At 37.6% G+C, this 23,110-nt stretch carries 26 protein-coding genes, 1 pseudogene and 1 riboswitch; of the genes and pseudogenes, 16 read left to right on the forward strand and 11 right to left on the reverse strand.

Translation table 11 applies throughout. From position 1 onward, the window contains the following. Nucleotides 1-41: 41 nt before the first annotated feature. Complete coding sequence (locus tag BK584_RS01815) at nt 42-1,484, reverse strand: recombinase family protein (RefSeq protein WP_078391003.1); 1,443 nt, start codon at nt 1,482-1,484, stop codon at nt 42-44. Between the two features lies 1 nt (nt 1,485). Continuing rightward, complete coding sequence (locus tag BK584_RS01820; RefSeq protein WP_078391004.1) at nt 1,486-1,842, reverse strand: hypothetical protein; 357 nt, start codon at nt 1,840-1,842, stop codon at nt 1,486-1,488. Nucleotides 1,843-2,571: 729 nt separating this feature from the next. On the opposite strand from BK584_RS01820, the gene BK584_RS25295 reads away from it, so the two are divergent. Continuing rightward, entirely contained in the window at nt 2,572-2,700 is a 129-nt protein-coding gene (locus BK584_RS25295; RefSeq protein WP_281255722.1) for a hypothetical protein, read from the forward strand. A gap of 608 nt (nt 2,701-3,308) precedes the next feature. On the opposite strand, the gene BK584_RS24415 is transcribed toward BK584_RS25295, so the two are convergent. Then, the gene (locus BK584_RS24415) at nt 3,309-3,476 is read right to left on the reverse strand and encodes a hypothetical protein (protein WP_169870997.1); all 168 of its coding nucleotides are present in this window, start codon (nt 3,474-3,476) and stop codon (nt 3,309-3,311) included. Nucleotides 3,477-4,130: 654 nt separating this feature from the next. Here BK584_RS24415 and BK584_RS01825 point away from each other — a divergent pair. Then, a pseudogene (locus tag BK584_RS01825) lies at nt 4,131-4,485 on the forward strand (DUF2200 domain-containing protein). A gap of 161 nt (nt 4,486-4,646) precedes the next feature. Here the strand turns inward: BK584_RS01825 and BK584_RS24420 are convergent. Continuing rightward, complete coding sequence (locus BK584_RS24420; RefSeq protein ID WP_169870999.1) at nt 4,647-4,793, reverse strand: hypothetical protein; 147 nt, start codon at nt 4,791-4,793, stop codon at nt 4,647-4,649. 227 nt (nt 4,794-5,020) lie between these two features. Here BK584_RS24420 and BK584_RS01830 point away from each other — a divergent pair, with 227 nt between their 5' ends. Together BK584_RS01830 and BK584_RS01835 are read left to right on the forward strand one after the other, a co-directional pair. Then, entirely contained in the window at nt 5,021-5,857 is an 837-nt protein-coding gene (locus tag BK584_RS01830) for a ComEC/Rec2 family competence protein (protein WP_169871001.1), read from the forward strand. A gap of 5 nt (nt 5,858-5,862) precedes the next feature. Beyond that, nucleotides 5,863-6,123, forward strand: coding sequence for a DUF3006 domain-containing protein (locus BK584_RS01835; protein ID WP_169871003.1), 261 nt, complete (start codon nt 5,863-5,865; stop codon nt 6,121-6,123). Here the strand turns inward: BK584_RS01835 and BK584_RS01840 are convergent. Next, nucleotides 6,120-6,566 (reverse strand): hypothetical protein, encoded by a 447-nt coding sequence (locus tag BK584_RS01840; protein ID WP_078391007.1) that lies wholly within the window; start codon nt 6,564-6,566, stop codon nt 6,120-6,122. The two genes, BK584_RS01835 and BK584_RS01840, sit on opposite strands and share 4 nt — an antisense overlap. Before the next feature lie 271 nt (nt 6,567-6,837). On the opposite strand from BK584_RS01840, the gene BK584_RS01845 reads away from it, so the two are divergent. Then, nucleotides 6,838-7,188 (forward strand): hypothetical protein, encoded by a 351-nt coding sequence (locus BK584_RS01845; RefSeq protein WP_078391008.1) that lies wholly within the window; start codon nt 6,838-6,840, stop codon nt 7,186-7,188. Nucleotides 7,189-7,473: 285 nt separating this feature from the next. Continuing rightward, a complete protein-coding gene (locus tag BK584_RS01850) occupies nt 7,474-7,716 on the forward strand; it encodes a hypothetical protein (protein WP_078391009.1) in 243 nt (80 codons plus the stop codon). 42 nt (nt 7,717-7,758) lie between these two features. Here the strand turns inward: BK584_RS01850 and BK584_RS01855 are convergent, their stop codons facing one another. From BK584_RS01855 to BK584_RS01865, 3 genes are all read right to left on the reverse strand, one after another. Then, nucleotides 7,759-8,184 carry a GNAT family N-acetyltransferase gene (locus BK584_RS01855; protein ID WP_078391010.1) on the reverse strand — a complete coding sequence of 142 codons (426 nt, stop codon included), beginning with the start codon at nt 8,182-8,184 and terminating at the stop codon, nt 7,759-7,761. Between the two features lie 116 nt (nt 8,185-8,300). Further along, a complete protein-coding gene (locus BK584_RS01860) occupies nt 8,301-8,606 on the reverse strand; it encodes a hypothetical protein (RefSeq protein ID WP_078391011.1) in 306 nt (101 codons plus the stop codon). A gap of 112 nt (nt 8,607-8,718) precedes the next feature. Further along, nucleotides 8,719-9,012 (reverse strand): hypothetical protein, encoded by a 294-nt coding sequence (locus tag BK584_RS01865; protein ID WP_078391012.1) that lies wholly within the window; start codon nt 9,010-9,012, stop codon nt 8,719-8,721. A gap of 199 nt (nt 9,013-9,211) precedes the next feature. On the opposite strand from BK584_RS01865, the gene BK584_RS01870 reads away from it, so the two are divergent. The 3 genes from BK584_RS01870 (at nt 9,212) to zwf (ending at nt 11,968) form a co-directional block, all read left to right on the forward strand. After that, nucleotides 9,212-9,403, forward strand: a complete 192-nt coding sequence (locus tag BK584_RS01870; RefSeq protein ID WP_078391013.1) for a hypothetical protein — start codon at nt 9,212-9,214, stop codon at nt 9,401-9,403. Between the two features lie 53 nt (nt 9,404-9,456). After that, the gene (locus BK584_RS01875) at nt 9,457-10,170 is read left to right on the forward strand and encodes an alpha/beta hydrolase (RefSeq protein WP_139365593.1); all 714 of its coding nucleotides are present in this window, start codon (nt 9,457-9,459) and stop codon (nt 10,168-10,170) included. A 313-nt stretch (nt 10,171-10,483) separates the two neighbouring features. Next, nucleotides 10,484-11,968 carry a glucose-6-phosphate dehydrogenase gene (gene zwf / locus BK584_RS01880; protein WP_078391015.1) on the forward strand — a complete coding sequence of 495 codons (1,485 nt, stop codon included), beginning with the start codon at nt 10,484-10,486 and terminating at the stop codon, nt 11,966-11,968. Nucleotides 11,969-12,015: 47 nt separating this feature from the next. On the opposite strand, the gene gnd is transcribed toward zwf, so the two are convergent. After that, nucleotides 12,016-13,422, reverse strand: a complete 1,407-nt coding sequence (gnd, locus tag BK584_RS01885; RefSeq protein WP_078391016.1) for an NADP-dependent phosphogluconate dehydrogenase — start codon at nt 13,420-13,422, stop codon at nt 12,016-12,018. Nucleotides 13,423-13,601: 179 nt separating this feature from the next. Then, on the reverse strand, nt 13,602-14,315 hold the full coding sequence (locus BK584_RS01890; RefSeq protein WP_078391017.1) for a class I SAM-dependent methyltransferase: 714 nt from the start codon (nt 14,313-14,315) through the stop codon (nt 13,602-13,604). Nucleotides 14,316-14,701: 386 nt separating this feature from the next. Between BK584_RS01890 and BK584_RS01895 the strand changes: the two genes are divergently transcribed. Both BK584_RS01895 and BK584_RS25300 read left to right on the forward strand, forming a co-directional pair. After that, entirely contained in the window at nt 14,702-15,730 is a 1,029-nt protein-coding gene (locus tag BK584_RS01895; RefSeq protein ID WP_245808968.1) for a peptidoglycan-binding protein, read from the forward strand. Nucleotides 15,731-15,886: 156 nt separating this feature from the next. Further along, entirely contained in the window at nt 15,887-16,945 is a 1,059-nt protein-coding gene (locus BK584_RS25300) for a peptidoglycan-binding protein (protein WP_139365594.1), read from the forward strand. A gap of 38 nt (nt 16,946-16,983) precedes the next feature. Here BK584_RS25300 and BK584_RS01905 read toward each other — a convergent pair whose 3' ends face one another. After that, complete coding sequence (locus BK584_RS01905) at nt 16,984-17,865, reverse strand: cation diffusion facilitator family transporter (protein WP_078391019.1); 882 nt, start codon at nt 17,863-17,865, stop codon at nt 16,984-16,986. Nucleotides 17,866-18,073: 208 nt separating this feature from the next. Here BK584_RS01905 and BK584_RS01910 point away from each other — a divergent pair, with 208 nt between their 5' ends. The 5 genes from BK584_RS01910 to BK584_RS01930 all read left to right on the forward strand — a co-directional run bounded on the left by BK584_RS01910 (nt 18,074) and on the right by BK584_RS01930 (nt 23,079). Beyond that, nucleotides 18,074-19,162 carry a branched-chain amino acid aminotransferase gene (locus BK584_RS01910; protein WP_078391020.1) on the forward strand — a complete coding sequence of 363 codons (1,089 nt, stop codon included), beginning with the start codon at nt 18,074-18,076 and terminating at the stop codon, nt 19,160-19,162. 16 nt (nt 19,163-19,178) lie between these two features. Beyond that, a complete protein-coding gene (locus BK584_RS01915; protein ID WP_078395346.1) occupies nt 19,179-19,970 on the forward strand; it encodes an HAD family hydrolase in 792 nt (263 codons plus the stop codon). Between the two features lie 85 nt (nt 19,971-20,055). Further along, a riboswitch (TPP riboswitch) is annotated at nt 20,056-20,154 on the forward strand. A 96-nt stretch (nt 20,155-20,250) separates the two neighbouring features. Next, a complete protein-coding gene (locus BK584_RS01920; protein WP_078391021.1) occupies nt 20,251-20,856 on the forward strand; it encodes an ECF transporter S component in 606 nt (201 codons plus the stop codon). After that, nucleotides 20,853-22,304 (forward strand): ABC transporter ATP-binding protein, encoded by a 1,452-nt coding sequence (locus tag BK584_RS01925; protein ID WP_078391022.1) that lies wholly within the window; start codon nt 20,853-20,855, stop codon nt 22,302-22,304. Before BK584_RS01920 ends, BK584_RS01925 begins: the two co-directional genes overlap by 4 nt. Further along, nucleotides 22,273-23,079: an energy-coupling factor transporter transmembrane component T family protein gene (locus tag BK584_RS01930; RefSeq protein ID WP_078391023.1), complete on the forward strand. Its 807-nt coding sequence runs from the start codon at nt 22,273-22,275 to the stop codon at nt 23,077-23,079. Before BK584_RS01925 ends, BK584_RS01930 begins: the two co-directional genes overlap by 32 nt. Nucleotides 23,080-23,110: the final 31 nt, after the last annotated feature.

A 23,110-nucleotide genomic window follows, 5' to 3' on the forward strand; every position in this document is an offset into this window, starting at 1 on the left:
GAGTAGTGGAAGATACAAAAAAGAGGTCATTGTCTCGCTATCTATCTGAATATAAAATTAGAAAGTGCTAATACTCGCTTGGAATGCGTCCTTCGTTTACCGTTCTCTGCATTAACCTCAAACCTTTCTAACAAGAGCATAACTGCTTGCTTTTTCTCCATAGGTTCTAATTGATTCCAGTTAGTTAAAAAGTTAGAAAGGATAGCAACGACTTGAACAGGGGAGTGGTTTAGGGGGGGCTTCGCTTCTACACGTAATAGTTCATTTTCTAATTCTTCATATCTTTTTCGATCTTGATTCATGTGCTCGCGTAGATCATTTAATGAGATAACGTCATCCGCATAGGCCATTTGCCATTTCTTTTTTCGTTCTTTAATTGCTTGCATTTGTTTTCTAATCTGAGCGACTCGCTGGTTTACTCCACTATTTTCTTGATCGACTGAAGCTGCAATTTCATTGGCTTCATCGAACTGGCTAACAAGAAGTAATTGCAGTTCATTAAGAAAACGCTTCTCGACATTTTGTTCACTAATAATAGGAAGGTCGCATTTACGTTCTCTTTGATTTGTGCAAACCAGATAAGTGTATGTGGTTTGATTTGTTGTTTTGCGCATTCTACCTTTTAACGAAGCGCCGCAACGACCACATTTAAGGGTTCCTGTAAAAATGTAAGTAGAGGAGACCGCTTTTGCTGAGACTTTACTTTTGGCAGAGCGCAAGTCCATTAACCGTTCATAACGCTCTTTAGAAACGATGCCATCACAAAAGCCTTCGTACACTTTTCCTCCCCATTGTAATGCTCCGTATGCGATAGGGTTTTTTAAGATATCTCTTACAGTTTTAGCAGAAAACGAATTTCCTAATCGGGTTTTCTTTTTTAACCCATGATTTAAGATGATCGAGATCGCATTGTCGCCTTTAAAATCTTCATAGAGATCGTACATGTATTCATAGAGGCTTAGTTCATCGGGGTTAATTTGGAGCCTAGAATGTTTATCAAGCTTGTAACCGAAAGGAGCAGGACCTCCTGGCCAGCGCCCCTCCTCAACCATTTGTTCCATTCCTAATTTAACACGGTCAGCCAAATTTTCACGTTCCCACTGTGCAACCGCTGCAACTAATGTAATAAAGAGTCTACCCGTAGGAGTAGTCGTATCAAATACCTCAGTCGCTGATTTAAACATACAGCCATGCTTCTCAAACCGTTCGAGTAAATGGTAAAGGTCCATAACGGATCTAGTGAGACGGTCTAACTTGTACACGAGTACAACTTCAATTTTACATTCAGAAATATCATTTAGCATACGTTGCAATTCAGGTCGCCCCGTATCCTTAGCAGAGCGCCCTTCATCAACATAATAATCAACGGTTTCCCAGTCTTGAGAACGCGCAAACATTTCCAGACGTTCATGTTGTGCTCGAATAGAAAAACCTTCCTTCGCTTGCTCCTCGGTCGAAACACGCAAATAGATAGCTGCTTTCATGTTAATCTCCTTCCATATAGAGTCGTCGTACTTCTAATTGCAACAGCTCTTCTACATCACTTACTTGCAAAATGAAATAATCGGCTTCATTTAATCGTTCTGGGTCATACCCAGTCAGGAGAATTTCTTTTTGTACGGTTGGAATATGGATTGTAATATCGTACGGATCAAACGGTCCTTTAGATAATGCACTCATTGTAACAGTGACAGCTGACAGTGAATCATGGAAATCCTCTATACGCTCAAAGGGGGCAGCTATGTTAAATGTTTTGTATTCTTCTTTTGTATTTACTGGGAGGAGTAACCATACGGGTAATAGGTCTCCATCGCGTTCTTCATAGTAAATTCCTATCTTCATTATTTATTGACTCCTCTATAGTTTTAGAAGCAAGTAAGTGTAATGATTTTTTTGTAACAGTTCGCAGTTGAAGATTTGTTCATTTTTTATTAATGGGCTTTGATTGAAAAAGAGACGCCGCTCCAAAAATATTTGCTAAAACAGCTGAAAAAACCATTGTACAACTGAGATTGATTAATAGTCTTTTAATAAATGTATGATAAAGAGACGTGTTTTAGCAAAGTATAAGGAAACAAAGCGGACCAGTTCTTCTTATGACAGTATCATTGTGGATGTGGTCTGTCGATTCGCCTAGTACTATAAAGAACCTCATGTGGATAAATGAGAATGTATGTTTGTTTCAGATTCAAAGAAATTACCCTGATTAACAGGGTGGAAGTTTCGATAACTTAGAATTTTTAATTGTCGCTATTAATTTCATTTAATTAACCTCCGAATATTTTAATGATTTTAAACCATTTATATGTAACCTGATACTTTAGATTCCGTTAAGACATCCTTAGATTAGCAAGTTAAAAAGGTCCAAAAAGAAACGAGATACAAAGCAATGTTGGTATAAGAAGACATTATTATGTAATGGTCGATAATAAGTATGTATCCCACCTGTATAAACTGTTTAAGCGATAGTGAATGTGCTTGCTATAAAGTGATATTTTTTGATGGGTCACAGTTTAGTTGGTCAGTCCCACCGTCTTAGATACATACCCTAACAAAAAGGAGGCGATCTAGATGGAGGAACGCGATACAAGCAAACCATCGAAAGAGGCGGTTAAGAATTTATACAGATTGTTCATGAGAACCTCTGTCCCAAGAATTATAAAGAAACAGCAAGATGAGGCAAATCGAAAAAGTTCTTAAAGTTAATGCAGGACTCACTTAGATGAGTCTTGTTGGTGATAAGTTGGACAAGTTGATTAAGGAAGCTCTATCCTACTGGGCAATAAGCAAAGTCCTGTCAACAGATATGTTTTTACTCACTTGCTCTTTTTGATAGTCTCAACTTTGATACGGCAATGAAGAAGGCATATAGCTCTATGTAAGGACGACAGGTCATACTCTCGTATCATTGGAAGATTGTATTTGAGTGAGACGAAATTGATGAGGGCTTATAGGAAGGCTCTGCAATGCGCTAATCAGATTTTTGTTTCTTTGACTCGAACGTAGCTGAAAGGGAAAAAGCCGATAGCGGTAGAAACGGAACAACCTACAAAAATGGACTAGCTCCTAAGAAAAATTGTCCGCTTGCCAATAAGAGAAAAATTACAGACGCAATGTAGTATCGTTTTATCATAAGACTTACCTCATAGGAAATTTACGTTTTTATACCTTCAAACGTTTCATTACATAGTATCGTAAATTGATAAAATCGAAAACGTACTCTCTTGACAGAGCGGATAAGTTTCACTAGTGAGATTATGGTATGAGGATTAAGTTCCGAAATATTTGAGCCCTGCCTCTGCAGGGCGTCACACTCTTTTTTTAGGTGAAGCAAAGATCGTCCAAATTAAGAACACAATAAATGTTGTGAGAATAATGGCGCTCCAGCTTACCGCTCCAGGAAAAATAAATCTTAATACAATGCCCCCTCCAAACACCATCAGTGTTACTATTATAACTTCTATCCAGCGTTTCATTTTAAATCCTCCAATCTAACTATAGGAGTATTTTACCCGCTGAAGAGTTAGTAAAAACATAGCTCTTTCATAATTGCAAAACTGTATATTGGTTGTTTACGTAGAAACTGAAGGGGGTGGGTTGAGGACAGCTAAGCCATCGTTTATGGTCTTACAGCTTGAAGAATAAAAAATGATAGAAGATAAAAGTCAATCTATATCTATGCGCATTAGCTATCTTCTGGCGTCTTAAATTCGATGCTGACCGACATAGTAGACAATGAATTGTGATTGATTAGGTGGCAGAGCATAAAGAAATTGATATGTCTAAAAGAAATGAATATACAGTGATACGAAGGGAACAGTAAAAAGAAAAGGGTGTCGGTATGCTGTATTTTATTACTCAATTTATGACGTTAGGCCTAATAGTCTACGCAGTTTTATTCTTTATAATCTTTGTTATAATTATGGTAATCAAGTTATTCAGCAGAAATAAAAAGCATTAACGTGGGATCCATGAATATAGAGCTGAAAATGACCTGTTTACGATCTTCCACCACGTTCTAATACGAAAGAGAATATTTAGTAATCGGGTACATAGAAGGAATCACTGCGTTAAGTGCAGTTTTATTTTTCGTGATAAAATAAAGAAAATGATTTTAGCGAGGTTGTATCATGACTAAACATAAGATTTATACAATGAGTTTTGCAAGTGTCTATCCCCATTATGTTACGAAGGCGGAAAAAAAAAGGACGCACGAAGAAAGAAGTCGATGACATCATTTGTTGGTTGACAGGATATAGTCAAGAAGAGTTAGAAACGCAACTGAGAAAACAAACAGACTTTGAGACTTTCTTTGTGGAAGCTCCACAACTTAACCCTTCGCGTGATTTGATTAAAGGTGTGATTTGTGGCGTTCGGGTAGAAAACATCACGGAACCAACTATGCAGGAAATCCGCTATTTAGATAAATTAATTGATGAATTGGCAAAGGGTAAAGCACTGGAGAAGATCTTGAGAAAGGAATAGTAAAAACAAAGAAACACTGATTTTATATTGATCGGTGTTTTTTGTTACAAACAAAATTTAAACTTCGAACAAGCGAATGTAGTGTCTTGAGGAAATAAAGTAATTCTTTGATATGATACCAAGCAATCCGAATACACTGTTTTATTTTTTTGGCAAGACCACTAATTAAACCAAGTGGTTTTCAACCTTCCTACATAACGATAGTTAATATCAACATGAACCATAATCGAGTAAAGAATCAAAACACCTAGTGCAAGAGTAGTGCTATGAATGTTTTCTTTACTAAAAACCATTCTAAAGAATTTCACGAAAAACAACCTCCTGGTTTTTGGTTTATTCTAACATAAAGCTAATTGAAGGGATGAATGAATAAAGGTATATAAACATGTGCTATGCAGGATTTATTACAAATTTCACCAACTAACCATATTAAAATTTTGTAATATGGGTTGGGAAATGTCGCTATTCTATAATGTTACTGCAGATTTTAAGCTATGCTTATGCTGAAGTGAAAATTGAGGAGGATGATTTACACATGTTTAAACGTATGTCATCACTATCGACACTAACCTTATTTGCAATGATCGTGCTTACGTCTCAGCCTTCAGAAGCGAAGTTTGCTCAGCAGTCGATAACGATTATAGAATATCTTGACGTAGGTCAAGGCGACAGCACCTTAATTAGATCAGAAGATACAACGATTCTAATTGATACAGGAGGCAATAGATCAACACTAGAACATTTAGAAGAACGTGGTGTGAATGACGTAGATTTACTTATATTGACACATGCACATGCTGATCACATTATGAATGCGGATACAATCATCCATGAGATGTCGCCTCAGGAAGTGTGGATGTCAGAAACAAAAGCAACGTCTCAAGTCTATGAAAGGTTACTTGATGCGTTAATTGAGACTAGCACGTTTGTGACATATCCAGAAGTTGGGGAATCGTACTCTGTTGGTCCGCTAGATTTTACTATCATTCATCCTTCAGGCCTTACAGGTGATTTGAATGATGATTCACTGGGGTTTCAAATGGTAGCAGAAAATACAAGCTTTTTATTTACAGGCGATGCTGAAGAAAGAGCTGAACATAGGATGCTTGATTCAGGTTTGGATTTACAAAGCGATATCTATCATATGGGTCACCATGGCTCAAACACGTCCAGTAGTGAGGCGTTTATATCTGCAATTCAACCCGAAGTGGCTATTTATTCTGCAGGCGTGGATAATCGTTACGGACACCCTCATTCAGAGGCTATCGAACGTGTGCAATCAGTCGGAGCGCAAGTACATGGAACAGCTGAAGACGGGACTGTAACGGTCAATGTAACGAATACTGGCTATATGGTTCAGACAGAGAGGTGATAAAGGTGAGAGTAAAAGCAAATCTCGATCGAATAGAGGATGGTATTGCAACCTTATTAATTGGTAAAAAGGATGATGAATACAATCTAGCAGCCGATCAGCTTCCAAACGACGCTCTTGAAGGATCTTGGTTAATCGTTGAATTTGAAGGAAACAAAATGATTAATATTCAATTAGATGTTGATGAAACAGTAGGAGCGAAACAAAGAATTAATGAAAAAAAAGAAAGTTTAAATGTCAGTAAGAGTAAATATAAAAGAAACTAAAACCAACGCTCCTTTGTGGGCGTTGGTTTTAGTTTAGGCAACATATTTGTTGCTACTGATACTTTAGCTACAGCGGGAGTAGGCCAGAAAAATAAAGAGATACCATAGGTGACAACTAAGATAATTGTATAAGAAGCGGTAGCATTTTTCATTACTTTAGAAAAGGGACGAATCATTTGCTCATTTGCGCCAATCGAGTCCAAACTACGTAACAAGGCAGTCATAATAGCAATAATTAAAAAAATATTAAACAGTTCTCCCGCCGCCACAAGGCTTGCTAAAAAGACGGTCTGGATACCTGATAGTAGAGAGCCTGTAAAGAATAGACCAACAATAAATGTCATTACAATAGCTGGTACAACTACATTTTTGCGAGCTAGCATAGTCAATACAATAAATACAATACCAACTAAATAGATCCAGTGGACGGCAAGGAGATCCATATTGTACCCTTCTTTCGTTATAGAGGCTATGATAGTGTATGAAAAAATAGGAGTGTAGGTGAACATCAGGGTTCCTTTATATTAGTGAAACCAATCGTTGGAAATAACGGAATGGAATAACGATGTGCTGACTGTCACTTAGAACGATTATGAACGAATGAATTCATCACTGCTTAGAATGATGGATAATGGGTATTTAAAGGAAGAAGAGGATCGAAATAATAGGACCCTGAATAATGTGAGTCGTTTAAGCATAAAAAGAGGTGACGATATGAATAGAGGGAATATGTTTTCGGAGGTAGAGAAATCAACAGTTGGGTCAACAAAGAGAGTGAGTGTTAAGTTTGTAACAGAGGAACTAAGTGAAGAAGATGTAAAAAAACTAGTATCAATTCTTTTAGAGAATGTACGAGAGGATAACGATGTCGTTAATCTTTATTTATATAAACATGTTGAACAAAAAGAAACATTTAATTGTTATTGCCGGGTTCAGTGGTCAAATGATGAGGCTCAATCCGTGCCACAAATCCAATTCGATGAGATATGTGACGATCATGTTTATTTAAAATGGATGAATGAGCGTGGAGAGTTAAAAGAAATGGTTCAAAAAGAAGAAAATTAAAGGATTTATATAAAATAGCAAATTTTGCTGGTTAACCCATTATTGAATAGAGGTAGCAGTTATTTATGTCGCCAATATTTGTAATGATATTGCGCTAAGTTCACGTTCTTTCTTTTAAATAAATCCTCCGAATAAGTTTGTCAATTTTGACTATTCATTTAAGGAAGGTGTTACGTGTTACTCACAGACATTTTTTGTGAGTTTCTTTCATTTTTGGTCGTATGGATCGGTATTAGGCTTCATAGGATAGAGGTAAGATGATGTTGAGAATAGGGCGGTGGTGCTTTGAACGTCGAGTTTATTGATATTGACAGTCAAGAAGTGTTGCATCAACTAAATGGGGCGGAAGCAGAAACGTTTTTATCTTATGTCGCAACAGTCAATAAAGTCCATTTACGTATAAGTAAAGATTTATCTTTTCTTGGAGCGATTGCAGAAATCGTTTATGATTTGGATTACATCCGTGGGAATCCATCAAGACGCATCGTCATTCGATTAACAAATATCCAGATAAAGAGACTAAATTAAATAAAAGTGGTTGAGCTAATGAAGTGCTCGACCACCTATTTATTAGAACGATTTTTTCATTAATAAATGTGGAATACCATCTTCCATAAATAAATCCGAAGCTGTTTTATAACCTAAAGAATGATAAAAACCTTCTGCATGTTCTTGCCCGTGTAAAACTACTTCTGAAGCATGTTGTTTATGAGCAATGTCTTCTAGTGTCCGCACAATATCTTTCCCAATACCTTTGCCTCTAAACTGTTTAAGTATGCAAATGCGTTCTAGTTTTGCCGTTTTTTCTTTGAATCGAACACGGCCAGTTCCAGCTGGCTGTCCTTCTTGATAAGCGAGTATATGAAAACACGCTGCGTCTAAATGGTCATATTCGTCAAATTCATCTTCAATCGGGCACTGTTGTTCTTGGACAAATACAACTTCTCTTATATGAAATGCTTTCTCTAATTCTGAAATGGATGTAATAGGGTTCATCTTGACTTTCTCTCCTTTTCAGTCTCTTCGTCAATTTACTCTTAGTATACTTGAAAAAGGTGGGCGATTATATAGGGATATTAAAAATGAAAAAAGACGGTGCAGACCGTCTTTTTTTAGAATGCATGGGTAAGTTGATTACTTAATTCCAAAAACCATTGCTTGTCCTTGGTCAAGAGGGCGATTTCTTGGAGAGCTCGAATATCTGTTGCCTTTAATTTGGCTTTGCTTAATTGCAGATCTTCCTCGTTGGCAAGTAAGGGTTGTTTTCCATTTAAGACACGTTGTTTTGTATAAAATTGATACATTGTTTTGATAGGTGCATTAGAAGAATCGGATGCAACCACTCGAGTTTCACTAATCCAACCTAGTATACTTGTTCGGCCTGCTTTATAGACAACCCAATCTCCATTTCCGTACATCCCTATCAACTCCTTTTAAAGAAGGTATTCAGGAGAATGAAAATTTATGATAAGAATGGTTGAATGGAAAAAACAAAACAAAAGCATGCTGGTCAAAGACCAGCATGAGCGTTTAAACCGGTATAATTGAACAGATTGATGTTGTAGGAAAACGCAGTGTAGCTCCAGTTCCTGCGTCTACGAATACAATAGTTCCAGTTGCTACATCAAGTCCAATAAATGTTCCTGTATACGTGTTGGCATTGACAGTCAATGTAACGATTGTGTTTGCTGGAAGCGAGAGAACTGTTAGAATGACTGTTGCTAACGGTTGGCAACCATCACCTCGTGAGACAGGAAAAGGGAATGGAGGGCATGGTCTAAAAAAACGGTAACAATCACAATGATTTTCTTTATCATGAGACATATTATCCACCACCTTTAGTTCGGAATAATATAGCTTATTCATCTACATGGAAGAAAGGGTAGACAAAACATCTAGTTAAATCACACATTTAATTAAATTTCACTTACCGTAATGTAATTCACAGAAATTTTAACCCTAGACAAAAAGGAAATATAACGTACACTATTTAAAAGTAGTACAGAAGGGAAGAGGTATGAGCGTGGAAAAGCAGACACGATTTTCTTGGATGTTGGCCAGTGGATTATTTATGACAGGAGTCCTAGTTGGCGCAACAGAGTATTTTTATCGAACGGCAGTCAAACGAACGACAGAAAAAGCAATTCTAGAAAGGAGTTCTGACTTACCAGAACTTCTAAAAACAAATGAAGAACAAGAGGAAGAATTAGAATAGAATGGTTATCACAGCAAGAAACAAAGCATGTGGCTTTAAATTCTGAGGATGGATTGAAATTACATGCACTTTATATTCCAGCTAGACTCGAAACATTGAAGTGTGTGATTTTGGCCCATGGATACACAGGTGAAGGTAAAGAGATGCTTGGATTTGCCCGATTATATGCAGAAAAACTGAATTATAATGTATTGATTCCAGATGCAAGAGGACACGGAAAAAGTGATGTGGATTATATTGGCTTTGGTTGGCATGAACGTCATGATTATGTAAAATGGATTCATTTTTTACTTGTACAATTTGGAAGACAAGCATCAATTGTACTTCACGGTATATCTATGGGTGGAGCAACTGTTTTAATGACGAGTGGCGAATCTTTACCAAAACAGGTGAAAGCCATTATTTCTGATTGTGCATATACGTCTGCAGCAGATGTATTGAAGCATCAGTTAAAGGAGCTTTATCAGTTACCAGCATTCCCTTTTTTACCTTTAGCTAGCTTGTATACTAAGATTAGAAGTGGCAATTCATTTTATGAAGCATCGGCGATTAAACAAGTTAAACATTCAACCGTGCCTATTTTATTGATACATGGTGAAGAAGATACGTTTGTTCCATTTAACATGGTTTACCAATTGCATCAAGCTGGAAAAAATATGAACGAATTACTAGTTATTCCTGGAGCTGAACACGGAATGTCCTTTTCTCTATCTCGCGATTTGTATGAAGAGAAAATGAGAAGTTTTCTTGGTAAGTATGTACGCTAAATCTAAGAAACGACAAAAAAAACATTCTGCTGGGAAAGGCAGAATGTCTCTAAAAGGAATATTATTAAGGCTATCTAACAATACCACATTACGCCGAATATGCAAAGCAAAACACATAAGCAAAAAATGGCAAAACGCAGTTATGAGATTATGCATCTTTATGAAAACAGAGGTATAATAAGAAAAGTCACTTTCAACGATTCATTTTAAGCAAATATGCATCATTCATGATCAATTTTAGGTATACTAAATAAGGTCAAATGAAATAAAAACAATTGTAGTAGTTTGTATGATGAAAAGAGGTTTTGGATTAATGAATACTGAGCAAGCGGAAACCGTTTTTGTGATTTTTGGTTCAACTGGTGATTTAGCGAAACGCAAGTTATTTCCTTCGATTTATAACTTGTATCGCAAGGGGAATTTAACAGATAAGTTTGCGGTTTTAGGTTTAGGTCGAAGAAATTGGGATAATGAAACGCTAAGGGATGTAGTGAAAGAATCGATTGTAACTGAACATGGACAAGATGCTGCTTCAGAGGCAGAATCTTTTTTGAACCATTTTTCATATATGCCATTTGATGTTACGAATCGGGAGTCCTATCAACAATTAGGAGATCAGTTAGCGATATTGGATGAAACCTTTCAAATTCCAGGAAATCGTATTTTCTATATGGCAATGGCGCCGGAATTTTTTGGGTTAATTGCTCAATCAATAAATAATGAAGGGTTAAAAGAAACAAAAGGGTGGTCTAGACTTGTTATCGAAAAGCCTTTTGGGACCGATTTAAAGTCTGCCATTCAGTTAAATGAAGAAATCCGGAAAGCTTTTTCGGAGGATGAGATCTATCGAATTGATCATTATTTAGGGAAAGAAATGGTCCAAAATATCCAAGTGATCCGTTTTGCAAATGGTATTTTCGGACCTTTGTGGAATAATCGTAATATCGCCAACATCCAAGTGACTTCAAGTGAACAATTGGGTGTAGAAGGTCGCGGTAGTTATTATGAAAAGTCAGGCGCATTGCGAGATATGGTTCAAAATCATATGCTACAAATGGTTTCGCTGCTTGCGATGGATGTACCACTACAACTATCTACAGATGATATCCGAAGTGAGAAGATTAAAGTGCTTCGAGCTTTGCGTCCTGTAATGGGAGAAACGATCTCTAAAAATGTTGTCCGAGCCCAGTATTCTGAAGGAACGATGAATGGGGAGCGAGTCAAAGGATATTTGCAGGAAGAAAATGTGAGTGAGACTTCACATACTGAAACGTACGTGGCGGCTAGATTAATGATTGATAATCATGTCTGGGCAGGCGTGCCGTTTTACATTCGTACTGGCAAGCGTATGGCAGTAAAGTCCACTAAGATTGTTGTTGAGTTTAAAGAACTTCCTCTAAACTTGTACAGAAAAGAAGAAAAACAAACTGGACCGAATTTATTAATTATCCATATTCAGCCAGATGAAGGCATTACAATTGTATTAAACGGAAAAAGAATTGGTTCAGCAGATACGACTCCTGTTCATCTGGAGTATCGTCATGATAGTGAGGACCGAGTCAACACACCGGAAGCATATGAAAGATTGTTGTTCGACTGCATGATGGGAGACGCGACAAACTTTGCTCACTGGGATGAGGTAAGTTTGTCTTGGTCACTCGTAGATGCAATATCAAATGCTTGGGAGAAGAGTGATAAAGTTCTTGCTAGCTACGAGGCAGGATCTATGGGTCCAAAAGAAGCAGATCAGTTGTTAGAAGCGGATGGTAATTCATGGTGGCCAGTTGAGAATATGTAATAAAAAACAAGCTTTCATGCACATGCATGAAAGCTTGTTTTGTTTTATTAAATCCAATTTGTGTGAAAAATACCTTCTTTATCAATTCGCTTGTACGTATGAGCTCCAAAATAATCACGTTGCGCTTGAAGAAGATTGGCTGGTAAACGCTCGCTCCGATAGCTATCATAATAAGAAATGGCGCTTGCGAAACCTGGAACAGGAATGCCGTGAGAGATCGCCATTGAAAGTACTTTACGAAGGGATTGTTGGTACTCTTTAGCAATCTTTTCAAAGTATGGATCTAAAAGCAAGTTCGGGAGTTCGGCATCTTTAGAAAAAGCATCTGTAATGTTCTGTAGAAATGCAGCACGGATGATGCATCCACCACGGAAAATTTTCGCAATTTCTCCGTACTGTAAATCCCATTGATGTTCTTCTGACATTGCTTTTAACTGAGCAAAGCCTTGTGCGTAAGAAAGAACCTTACTGAAATAAAGTGCTTTCCGGATTTCTTCAATGAAGGCATCTTTATCGTCAGTAAATTTGGTTTGACTTGGTCCTGATAAGATCTTACTTGCTTTTACACGTTCTTTTTTCATGGCAGAAAGAAAACGGGCAAATACGGATTCCGTAATAACAGGCAAAGGAACACCTAGGTCGAGTGAGCTTTTGCTTGTCCATTTTCCAGTGCCTTTTTGTCCAGCCGTATCAAGAATCAGGTCAACAAGCGGTTCTCCTGTTTCTTCATCGATTTTGGTGAAGATATCAGCTGTGATCTCAATCAAATAACTATCAAGTTCTCCTTCATTCCATTCCTTAAACACGCTATGAAGTTGTTTTGCATCAAGTCCAAGCACATCTTTAAGTAAAGAATAAGCTTCGCAAATTAATTGCATGTCACCATATTCAATACCATTATGCACCATTTTTACATAATGACCCGAGCCGTCAGGACCAATGTATGTTGTACAAGGTTCACCATTAACTTGGGCGGCAATTTTTTCGAAGATGGGTTTAACTAATTCGTATGCTTCTTTTTGACCGCCAGGCATGATAGAAGGTCCTTTTAATGCCCCTTCTTCTCCCCCTGATACACCAGTGCCTATAAAGTGAATTCCGTGCTGTTCTACTAATTGAGAGCGGCGGACTGTATCTGTATAGTAAGTATTACCACCATCAATGAGAATATCTTTTTCATCCAGTAAAGGGATAAGTGAATCGATTACCTGGTCTGTTACCGAACCAGCTTGGACCATCAGCATTATTTTACGTGGTTTTTCTAGTGAGGCGACAAATTCTTCTAATGAATATGTACCGACTAAACGTTCTTTTTTTTCTAAAGAGATAATCTGATTAATACGCTCTTTGGAAACATCATAAAGAGACACAGAAAATCCTTTACTTTCAAAGTTTAGAGCCAAACTACGACCCATAACCCCAACACCAACAACGCCAATATTTTGCTTTGTCATTCTCTTCTTCCTTTCTAACTGAAACATCTGATAATCATGTGGTTTAGATCTAAATCGAAACAAGGCCTTTATGAGTTAGGAAAATCAGTAGTCTTTCACACAAAGGCCGATGTACTTATAAATCTTTATGAACATACCATATGAAAGCGATTTCGTTCAAGTAGCTTCATTTTTTCCTTTTATTTTGTTGCTATTATGAGAGCGTGACCGATTTTATCTCCGAAAACATTCATTGTTTGTTGATGAGATTGAAGTGTTGCAAAGCTTGATGGTGAGATTGTTTTAGATGGCATCATATCGTTTCCTTTATCACTGTCGTCATGCTGCAATTGCGAAGCACTTACCTTACCGGAAACCTCAACTGATGAAAAACCAAGCGCAAGTAATGTTTTTTTCCACTCAGATTCAGTAAACAATGAAGTGAAACCATAAATGGAAGAGAGTTGTTTTTTTTCTTCTGGCATTAAAGATTCTGTGCAAATGAGTTCATTTGCATACATAAGGCTTCCTTGTTTCATAACCCGAAAGATTTCGCTAACGGCTTGATCAAGCTGACAAAATGATAAGACAGATTCAGCAACTGCTACATCAACACTTTCATTTCCAAGAGGCATGGACTCGATTTTTTCTTGCAAAAGAACAATTGGTAACTGATTTTGCTCAAAGCGCTGTTTTGCTTTTGCAGCCATAACGGGGTGGGCTTCGATAGCAATTACACGACAATCATATAGTTGCTGTAGATAAGCTGCTGTTTGACCCGTGCCACACCCACATTCCATTACCGTCATTGTTTCTTGTATATCGATGTCCATTAGCATTTGTTTTGTTTTCGAAAAACCGCCTGGATGGGCACTGCCAATACCGAATTCAGCTAGCATGTCTGTATATTTCATTATTATCAACTCACTTTCTCTGCATATACATTAGGCTATGCAAAAGGCTAAAGTAAGTGTTATATGACAATTAGATTTCATTTGTAATTGCAAACCATGCTGAAAGAAGCGAAAATGTATATGAAAATGTAGAATCATGCCAATGAAAGACCGTTTGCGTTGAAAATCTAGGACAACCCGTATTTATAGGTGATGAATAATGTGAAAATATGAATAAATACCAAAATTTAATTGTTTGTCTATTCATTATACTGTGATAATATGACTGAGCCGTAACGATTGTTACAGTTCGATGTCTAAAGCGTTAAGAAAGGTGAATTGCGATTGTACCGCGCTTCAAAGGCTGGTAATATCCAAATCAGAAAGATTCGAAGGAGGGGTTTATGTTGAAAAAACATATTCCAGTGAATGTACTGCGTTCGATTACAATTCCTGTTCTAACTGCAGGATTTATCTTTTTCATTACTCCGTCATCAGCAGATGCTGCCATTGAATCTCCACTTCAAGAAGGAGCTAGCGGAGAAGAGGTAGAGCAATTGCAACAGTTGTTAGTAGACAATGGCCTATTAAATAAAGAAGACCTAACTGGAGAGTATAAAGCAACGACTTCAGAGGCGGTAAAAGAGTTTCAAGGTTCTCAAAATCTACTAGTCGATGGCATAGCTGGTTTGCAAACATTTGGTGCACTTAGTCATCTAGAAGCTGGTGATGAAGGAGAGTTTGTTGAAGAGTTGCAGAGTAGATTAAGTGATTTTAATTATTATAATGGCGACTTGGACGGGCTATACGGTCCATTGACAGAAAAAGCTGTTAAACAATTCCAAGAGCAAAATGACTTAGAAGTAAATGGAATCGCAAATCCAGCTACATATAGTAAACTTTACTATAATAACTCTACCGTTTATAAAAAAGAACAACAGAAAAAAGCGGCGTTAGCAATAGAGCAGGAAGAAAAAGAGCACCCTGTGGAAAAAAATAATGAAGAGAAACATGAAAAAACTGAAGTAGAAACAAAAGGAGTAGTTGAAGAAAAGACGCAACCAGTTGAAGAGAAAAAAGAAACTGAAGAAACAAGTCAGAATCAAGTAGAATCACCTAAAAAAGAAGTGGACAAAGAAGATGACTCCCTTACATATCAAATGGAAGCAACAGCTTATACGGCGAATTGTAATGGATGCTCGGGTGTAACTGCGACTGGAATTGATTTAAACGCAAACCCAAACCAGAAAGTGGTTGCAGTTGATCCGAATGTTATTCCACTTGGAACGAAAGTTTATGTAGAGGGTTATGGAGAAGCAATCGCTGGTGATACGGGTGGTGCTATTAACGGTCAAAAAATAGATCTTTACATGCAATCAAAAAGTGATGCACAGAATTTCGGCCGAAAAACGGTTAAAGTAACGGTTTTAAACTAATAGCTACGGACTAAAAAAGACACGCTCTTGCGTGTCTTTTTTATTTTGCATTGTTACAAAAAGATTACAAAAACATTAAATAGTATGTAACTTGTTTTATTGTAGGACACGAATGAGTAGGTATATTAGCAGGTTACTAGAAAGGGAGGCGCCACTATGAGTCGATTAACTTACATGATTACACGCCACCGCCAGTCTGATCGTTTTGAACCCAAAAAAGGTAAGGAGTGCATCGAAATGAAACTAAAATTAATCATTACAACCATTGGAATGTGTTTAATGTTCATCCTGTTAGCCCCAAACTTGGTGGAGGGTCAATCGTTTGAACAATTACATAAAGGCGATGAAGGAGAGCGTGTAGAATGGTTGCAAACAGAATTAGCTAAACTTGGTTATTTAGACGATGAGCAATTAACTGATATTATAGATGGAAGCACAATCGAAGCGGTCAGCCAATATCAAAAAGACCACGGTTTATCAACTGATGGCGTAGCTGGTAAACAAACGATTGGTGCGTTAAAAATGTTACAAGAAGGTAGTGAAGGAGTTCTCGTTTATGAGCTTCAGAGAAAACTCTCTGATTTAAACTACTATCATTCAACTATTGATGGAATTTATGGACCACTAACAACGGCAGCTGTTGTGTCTTTTCAGCAAGAACACCAATTAATGGTAGATGGAATTGCAGGGCCACAAACGCATAAATACATCTATTATGATCAAGCACGAGCGAAACAAGAACCCTTAACCAACCCAAATTCTTCCCAAAAAAATGAAGAAGAAAAACAAGAAAATTTGGATGAGACTGCACAAGTAGAGAATAACGAAGAAGAGACGTCAAATCCATCTCAAAGTATTGAGACAGAAGACAATTCAGTAGAAGCAAGTGCTTCAGAAGCAAGTGAATCTGTTCAAGTTCAAGAAGGGAAAACGATGCAGATGGAAGCCACTGCATATACTGCCTATTGTAATGGATGTTCTGGAGTAACGCGTACAGGGATTGATTTACGAGCAAATCCGAACCAGAAAGTCGTGGCAGTCGATCCTGCGGTCATTCCTTTAGGCAGTCGTGTTTATGTAGAAGGCTATGGAGAAGCAATTGCCGGTGATACAGGAGGAGCAATAAAAGGCCACAAGATTGATCTGTTTGTGCAAACAAAAGATGAAGCGTATGCTTTTGGAAGAAGACAAGTAACGGTAACTGTAATCGAATAAAGACATAGAGTAAAAAAGCGAAACATCATTTCGCTTTTTTACTCTTTTTTTGGTTTTTGGGGCTCTATATGAACCGTTGTATGAACAATATCATGATCGTTTCGTAGCTTTTGTTCGATTTGATCTGCAATATGGTGGCTTGTTTCGACTGTTAAATGGGGATGAACTTCTATAGTGACATCTGCATAAATTGAGCTTCCAACTTGACGCGCTTTAAATAATCTTACTTTTTGAACCTGGTCAAGTTTTTCAATGGTCCGCTTAAAGGGCAGTAGCGCCGTTTCATTGAAACCATCGGTCAGTGAATGGGTGGTGTCTTTAAAAATGGTCCACGCGGTGTAGCAAATAATTAAGCCTATTAGAAAAGCTGTGAGCGAATCAATCCACCCTAGGTGCAAATGAGAACCGATAATCCCAATGACAACACCAACGCTCACAAGCGCATCATTTTTATTATCTTGAGCGGCAGCCTCCAAGGCCTGACTGTTTATTCTTTTGGCCAGTTTTTTATTGTAACGATAAACAAAAAACATAATGATCGCACCGCCAGCCGCGACCCAAGCCGTTAAGATATTAGGTGGTTCTACATTAGAACTGCTGAATAACGATGTTCCAGCTTCAAATAAAACTTGGAGCCCTATTACTGCCATAATAAAAGATGCTAACAAGGCGGCTATATGTTCTGCTCGGAAATGACCGTATGGATGGTCATGATCAGGTGGCTTTTGCGATATACGCAACCCAATTAGTACAGCAACAGAAACGATAATATCCGCAGCATTATTAAATCCATCTGCGACTAATGCTTGTGACGTAAACTGATAGCCAATTGTCAGCTTTATTGCTGCCAAAAACAGATAAGTGAAAATGCTCAACCAAGCTCCAGACTCCCCTTTTCGCAATTCATTATATCTCTCCACGTTTTTAACCCCTCTCGTATTAATTAATTTATTACCACTTACTTAGAAGTTGCCATATAAAATTGGATACAAAAAAACTGTTTGAATAAATGAATTCATGATATAGTTGTGGGATAGTAACCTATAGTGTTCAGTATGGACAAGGTTTCTGTTTTTATGGGGAGATCGTATAAATAAAGAGAAAAAACTGAAGGAGCGCTCTTTTTTTATGACTATTCAAACGCTGGAAATTATGAAATGTACACATGAAAAGCAAAAACCCGAAGCAGACCAATTAGAATTTGGTAAATATTTCACAGATCATATGTTTATTATGGATTATGCGGAAGGGAAAGGTTGGTATAGTCCACGTATCATTCCCTATCAGCCGTTAACGCTAGACCCGGCATCAATGGTTTTCCATTATGGACAAACTGTTTTTGAAGGTTTAAAGGCTTATCGTTCTGAAGAAGATGGATCGGTGCGACTGTTTCGTCCAGAAGAAAATTTTAAACGATTAAATCAATCAAGCGATCGCTTGAGCATTCCGCCTATCGACGAGGCGCAATTATTTGCTTATTTAAAAGAATTAATTCGAATTGATAAGGAATGGATTCCAACAAAACCAGGAACGTCCTTGTACATCCGACCTTTTATTATTTCTACACAATCGAATTTAAGTGTAGCCCCATCTCAATCATATAAATTTATGATTATTTTATCACCGGTTGGCGCTTATTATAAAGAAGGTATCAACCCGGTAGGTATTTTTGTTGAAGATCAGTATACAAGAGCAGCTCAAGGTGGCACAGGTATGGCAAAGACAGCTGGAAATTACTGTGCAGCTTATAAAGCCCAAGAGAGAGCGACAAGCCATCAAAAAGCACAAGTGCTATGGTTAGATGGTATGGAAAAGAAATACATTGAAGAAGTTGGTAGTATGAATGTATTTTTTAAGATAAATGGTGAAATTCATACACCAGAATTATCAGGCAGCATTTTAGAAGGGATTACACGTAGGAGTGTAATTGAATTACTTCAAAGTTGGAATGTGCCCGTGCATGAACGTCGCATTTCGATGGAAGAAATACTAAGTGCAAGCAAGAGTGGAACGCTAGAGGAAGTATTTGGTACAGGTACTGCTGCTGTTATATCACCAGTTGGAGAGTTACTTTGGAAAGATCATCAAATGACTGTCAATGATTACAAAACTGGTGAAATTGCAAAAAAACTTTATGATGAATTAACTGGCATCCAAACTGGGAAGCGGGAAGATCCATTTGGCTGGTCCATTATTTTGAATGAAGATTACGAATGAGAAAACGGAGGACCACATGATAAAAGCGGTTTTCTTTGATTTAGACGATACATTATTATGGGATGAGAAAAGTATTGATCAAGCATTTAAAGAGACTTGCCGATATGCCCAAACAATTAGACAAGAGATTGATCCAATTGAACTCGAAACAAATGTACGGCACGAAGCCAAATGTTTGTACGAATCATACGGAACTTATCCATTTACAAAATTAATCGGTATTAATCCATTTGAAGGCTTATGGGGACAATTTCGTGATGATATGGAAGGGTTCGAAGAATTGCGTGATATTGCCCCAACCTATCAGTTAGCGGCATGGGCAAGAGGTCTTGAAGCTATCGGAGTTAATGATACGGATTTAGCAAATAGTTTAGCGGTTCAGTTTCCATTAGAAAGACGCAAACATCCGTTTGTCTATGACGAGACGTTTGAAGTTTTAGATGAATTACACCAGTCTTATAAGTTGTTTCTTTTAACGAATGGTTCTCCGGATTTGCAAAATACAAAATTAGAAATGACGCCGCAACTTGTTCCTTATTTTGATCATATTCTTATTTCTGGCGCTTACGGTAAGGGGAAACCAGATATAATGCTGTTTAATGAGGCACTCCGGTTAGCTGATTTGCCAAAAGAAGAAGTTTTAATGGTCGGGGACAACCTGCATACGGACATTACAGGAGCAAATGCTGCTGGAATTAAGTCCGTTTGGGTTAATAGGAAAGGCATGACTAATCATACGGATATTCGTCCTTCAGAAGAAGTAACTAATTTACATCAACTTAAAGAATTGGCTCTTTTGACTAATTAGTAATTGTCAAGAGAAGCAATTTGTGTTCTAATGAAATGGAACTCCCATCTTTGGGGCCCAATGAAGGTCGTTCACTAAATAAATATACAACCACTAGGGGTGCGTCTTGCTGAGAGAGGCTTTTTGCCTTAACCCTTTACCTGATCTAGATAATGCTAGCGAAGGGAAGTGCGGTGTGACTAATGTAATCTTATCAACTGATAGGTTTCGTTTAGTTCGTCGTTCCATCCGTTCAGGTGGAGCGATTTTTTTATGCCCTTAAGTGGAAAAGGAGTCGAGAATGAAAAATAGAAAAAAATTAACGTTAACGGATATTATTGTAACAGTCATGATTGCAGTGGTCTTTGCCATTGTTTACAGATTATGGACGACCGTAACAGATGTTTTGAGTTTACCAGGACTTCAAGTAGATCAACTTATTTATGGAATGTGGTTTATTGCTGGAACGATTGCTGCACTATTAATTCGTAAGCCTGGGATAGCACTTCTAGCTGAAACCGCCGCGGCTTCAGGAGAATTTTTTGCGGGGTCCCCTTATGGACCATTATTACTTCTTTATGGTTTGTTACAAGGGGTTGGAATGGAACTAGCATTCGCATTATTCAGATACCGCTTTTATAATGTTTTGGTAGCAGGATTAGGTGGTGTTTTTGCTTCATTTGCATCACTTGGACTTGATTATTTTAATGCGTATTTAACTGATTTAAGTACGTGGAACTTAGTTTTGCGCATCGTTTTCCGTACGATTGGAGCCATATTAATTGCTGGATTTTTTGCAACAGCAATCGTTAGGGCACTTGAAAAGACTGGAGTTACGGATTTATTGAGACCAGTAAACGATAAGGACTATGAGATACTAAAGAAAAAGAACGGGAGAAGCGGATGATACAGGAGAATCCAGCAATTGTAGTTGATCGTTTGTCTCTCGCTTATCCAATGGCTGAGAAGTTGTTGTTTGAAGATCTTTCCATTCAGATTAATAAAGGGGACAAGGTACTTCTTTTAGGTCCGAGTGGTTCTGGAAAATCTACCCTGCTTCAGGTGATGGCGGGGTTAATACCACAAGCGATTCAACTGCCAATGGAAGCAGAAGAACTCGTTCTTCCGAAAAAATATGGCATCGTATTTCAAGATCCGGATAGTCAATTTTGTATGCCTTATGTGGATGAAGAATTAGCCTTTGTATTAGAGAATATTGGTGTTAAAAGGAAAGAAATGTCCGGCATTATTTCTACACTTCTGAATCGTGTAGGATTAGACAAGCTAGCAAGCCATACTCTTATTCAATCTTTGTCTCAAGGGATGAAACAGCGCTTAGCAATTGCTTGTGCGCTCGCCGTCGAAGGAGATACATTGTTTTTAGATGAACCAACGGCTTTGTTGGATCCTCAAGGTACAACGGATATGTGGAAGGCAATTAACGAAATCTGCACCAATCAAACAGTTGTCATTGTTGAACATAAAATTTCTGAAGTACTTCCTTTTATTAATCGGATCGTTTTGTTTAATGACTGCGGAGAAATCGTTGCAGATAACAAGCCGAGCGACGTTTTTGCAAAGCATAAGGAAGAAATAGATAAATATGGTGTCTGGCATCCTGAATCTTGGAAGCAATTTTTATCTAAACGAACACTTCGCTATAGAGAACGTGGAACAACAGAAACAATTCGATTAAGTAACTGGAAGCTGACTCGTAGAAAAAAAGATGTATTAGAAGTGAAGAGTGCACTTGTGAGGGAAAAGGATTGGATATGCGTCACAGGAGAAAATGGTGCCGGAAAAACGACTTTACTGTATGGCCTAATGAATTTATTACAATCGAGAGGTACGTATGTGTTAAATGGAAAACAGGTTCAGAAAAAACAATCGCTTGTGAGTGACATTGCATTTGTGTTTCAAAATCCTGAGCACCAATTTTTAGCTGACAGTGCTCTAAAGGAATTGTTAATTGGACATGAACAAAGTACAGGAGAGAAGAAAGCGTTAGAGATTTTAGACCAATTTCAATTGATAAATAAAAAGGATGTTCATCCATATAAATTATCTATTGGACAAAAACGAAGATTGAGTGTCGCGACCGCTTTTATGAATCCAAGGCCTGTTCTTGTCTTAGACGAACCGACTTTTGGACAAGATGCAAAAAATACGTTCCAATTAATCGACTGCTTAGAACACTTTCGATTAAACGGTGGGACGATTGTTATGGTGACACATGATATGGAAATCGTACGTCATTTTTCAACCCAACAATGGACAATAGAATCTGTGCTCTTGGAAACAAAATATCGGGGAGGTACACAAGATGACGTACGAGTGGAAAGAAACATGGCTTAGCGATGTGAATCCTAGCTTGAAATTAATCATAACGGTCTGCTTCTTTATCCTTGTCATCTTTATTCATAACCCAAACACGTTGCTGCTTATAGTCGTTTTTTCCTTTTTGTTACTATTTTTTTATTCGGGGCATCCTTTGCTATTCCTGTTCCTTTATTGTGCCCCTTTTCTCTTGTTATTTGTATCCTCATCGAGCGCAATGATGCTATTTGGAAAAGGCGACACAACTTGGTTTCAGTATGGGATCATTCATATTACTGAAGAAAGCTTTTTTAGAGGGATCCATTTAGGTATGAGAGCAACCGTTTTCGCTGTATTGGGACTCCTTTTTGCTTTAACCACAAAGCCAGTTCGTCTTTTTTATTCACTAATGCAACAATTGAAATTTCCAACCAATTTAGCTTATTCGTTTATGGCATCTATTCGAATGCTGCCAATTATGGTGTCTGAATTTCAAACGTTAGTATATGCATATGAAATTCGAGGTCTCAATAAAGATAAAGGTATATCCAGTTTTTACAAAAAACTGATCTTTTTTAGTATTCCGTTGCTCGCGCAAGCAATCCGGAGAGCGCAACGGATTGCGATTGCAATGGAGGCAAAACAATTTAAAACGAGTGGAAAAAGAAGCCATTTTTATCATATAGGTTTTGGTAAAACTGATCTTTATTTTGTGTCTGTCGTTGGAATATTGATAGTGTCAAGTTCTTGGATTGGGCAGCTAGAGTGGTTTATTCCTGTTTCAGATGTACGTTACTTTGAAGCAAGCATGTAATGTGGTTTAATAGAAAGGAAGTGTGAAAAGA

The sequence above is a fragment of the Shouchella patagoniensis genome (genome assembly GCF_002019705.1).
Lineage (GTDB): Bacteria > Bacillota > Bacilli > Bacillales > Bacillaceae_D > Shouchella > Shouchella patagoniensis.

Excerpts from the sequence above, each read along its gene's own strand:
- BK584_RS01830 (WP_169871001.1), top strand. The coding sequence starts at position 5,021 with ATGTTTAAACGTATGTCATCACTATCGACACTAACCTTATTTGCAATG.
- BK584_RS24415 (WP_169870997.1), bottom strand. The coding sequence starts at position 3,476 with ATGAAACGCTGGATAGAAGTTATAATAGTAACACTGATGGTGTTTGGA.
- BK584_RS01915 (WP_078395346.1), top strand. The coding sequence starts at position 19,179 with ATGATAAAAGCGGTTTTCTTTGATTTAGACGATACATTATTATGGGAT.
- BK584_RS01865 (WP_078391012.1), bottom strand. The coding sequence starts at position 9,012 with ATGTCTCATGATAAAGAAAATCATTGTGATTGTTACCGTTTTTTTAGA.
- BK584_RS01930 (WP_078391023.1), top strand. The coding sequence starts at position 22,273 with ATGACGTACGAGTGGAAAGAAACATGGCTTAGCGATGTGAATCCTAGC.
- BK584_RS01910 (WP_078391020.1), top strand. The coding sequence starts at position 18,074 with ATGACTATTCAAACGCTGGAAATTATGAAATGTACACATGAAAAGCAA.
- BK584_RS01925 (WP_078391022.1), top strand. The coding sequence starts at position 20,853 with ATGATACAGGAGAATCCAGCAATTGTAGTTGATCGTTTGTCTCTCGCT.
- BK584_RS25295 (WP_281255722.1), top strand. The coding sequence starts at position 2,572 with ATGGAGGAACGCGATACAAGCAAACCATCGAAAGAGGCGGTTAAGAAT.
- BK584_RS01845 (WP_078391008.1), top strand. The coding sequence starts at position 6,838 with ATGAATAGAGGGAATATGTTTTCGGAGGTAGAGAAATCAACAGTTGGG.
- BK584_RS01840 (WP_078391007.1), bottom strand. The coding sequence starts at position 6,566 with ATGGATCTCCTTGCCGTCCACTGGATCTATTTAGTTGGTATTGTATTT.
- BK584_RS01860 (WP_078391011.1), bottom strand. The coding sequence starts at position 8,606 with ATGTACGGAAATGGAGATTGGGTTGTCTATAAAGCAGGCCGAACAAGT.
- BK584_RS01890 (WP_078391017.1), bottom strand. The coding sequence starts at position 14,315 with ATGAAATATACAGACATGCTAGCTGAATTCGGTATTGGCAGTGCCCAT.
- BK584_RS01820 (WP_078391004.1), bottom strand. The coding sequence starts at position 1,842 with ATGAAGATAGGAATTTACTATGAAGAACGCGATGGAGACCTATTACCC.
- zwf (WP_078391015.1), top strand. The coding sequence starts at position 10,484 with ATGAATACTGAGCAAGCGGAAACCGTTTTTGTGATTTTTGGTTCAACT.
- BK584_RS01920 (WP_078391021.1), top strand. The coding sequence starts at position 20,251 with ATGAAAAATAGAAAAAAATTAACGTTAACGGATATTATTGTAACAGTC.
- BK584_RS25300 (WP_139365594.1), top strand. The coding sequence starts at position 15,887 with ATGAGTCGATTAACTTACATGATTACACGCCACCGCCAGTCTGATCGT.
- BK584_RS01855 (WP_078391010.1), bottom strand. The coding sequence starts at position 8,184 with ATGAACCCTATTACATCCATTTCAGAATTAGAGAAAGCATTTCATATA.
- BK584_RS01815 (WP_078391003.1), bottom strand. The coding sequence starts at position 1,484 with ATGAAAGCAGCTATCTATTTGCGTGTTTCGACCGAGGAGCAAGCGAAG.
- gnd (WP_078391016.1), bottom strand. The coding sequence starts at position 13,422 with ATGACAAAGCAAAATATTGGCGTTGTTGGTGTTGGGGTTATGGGTCGT.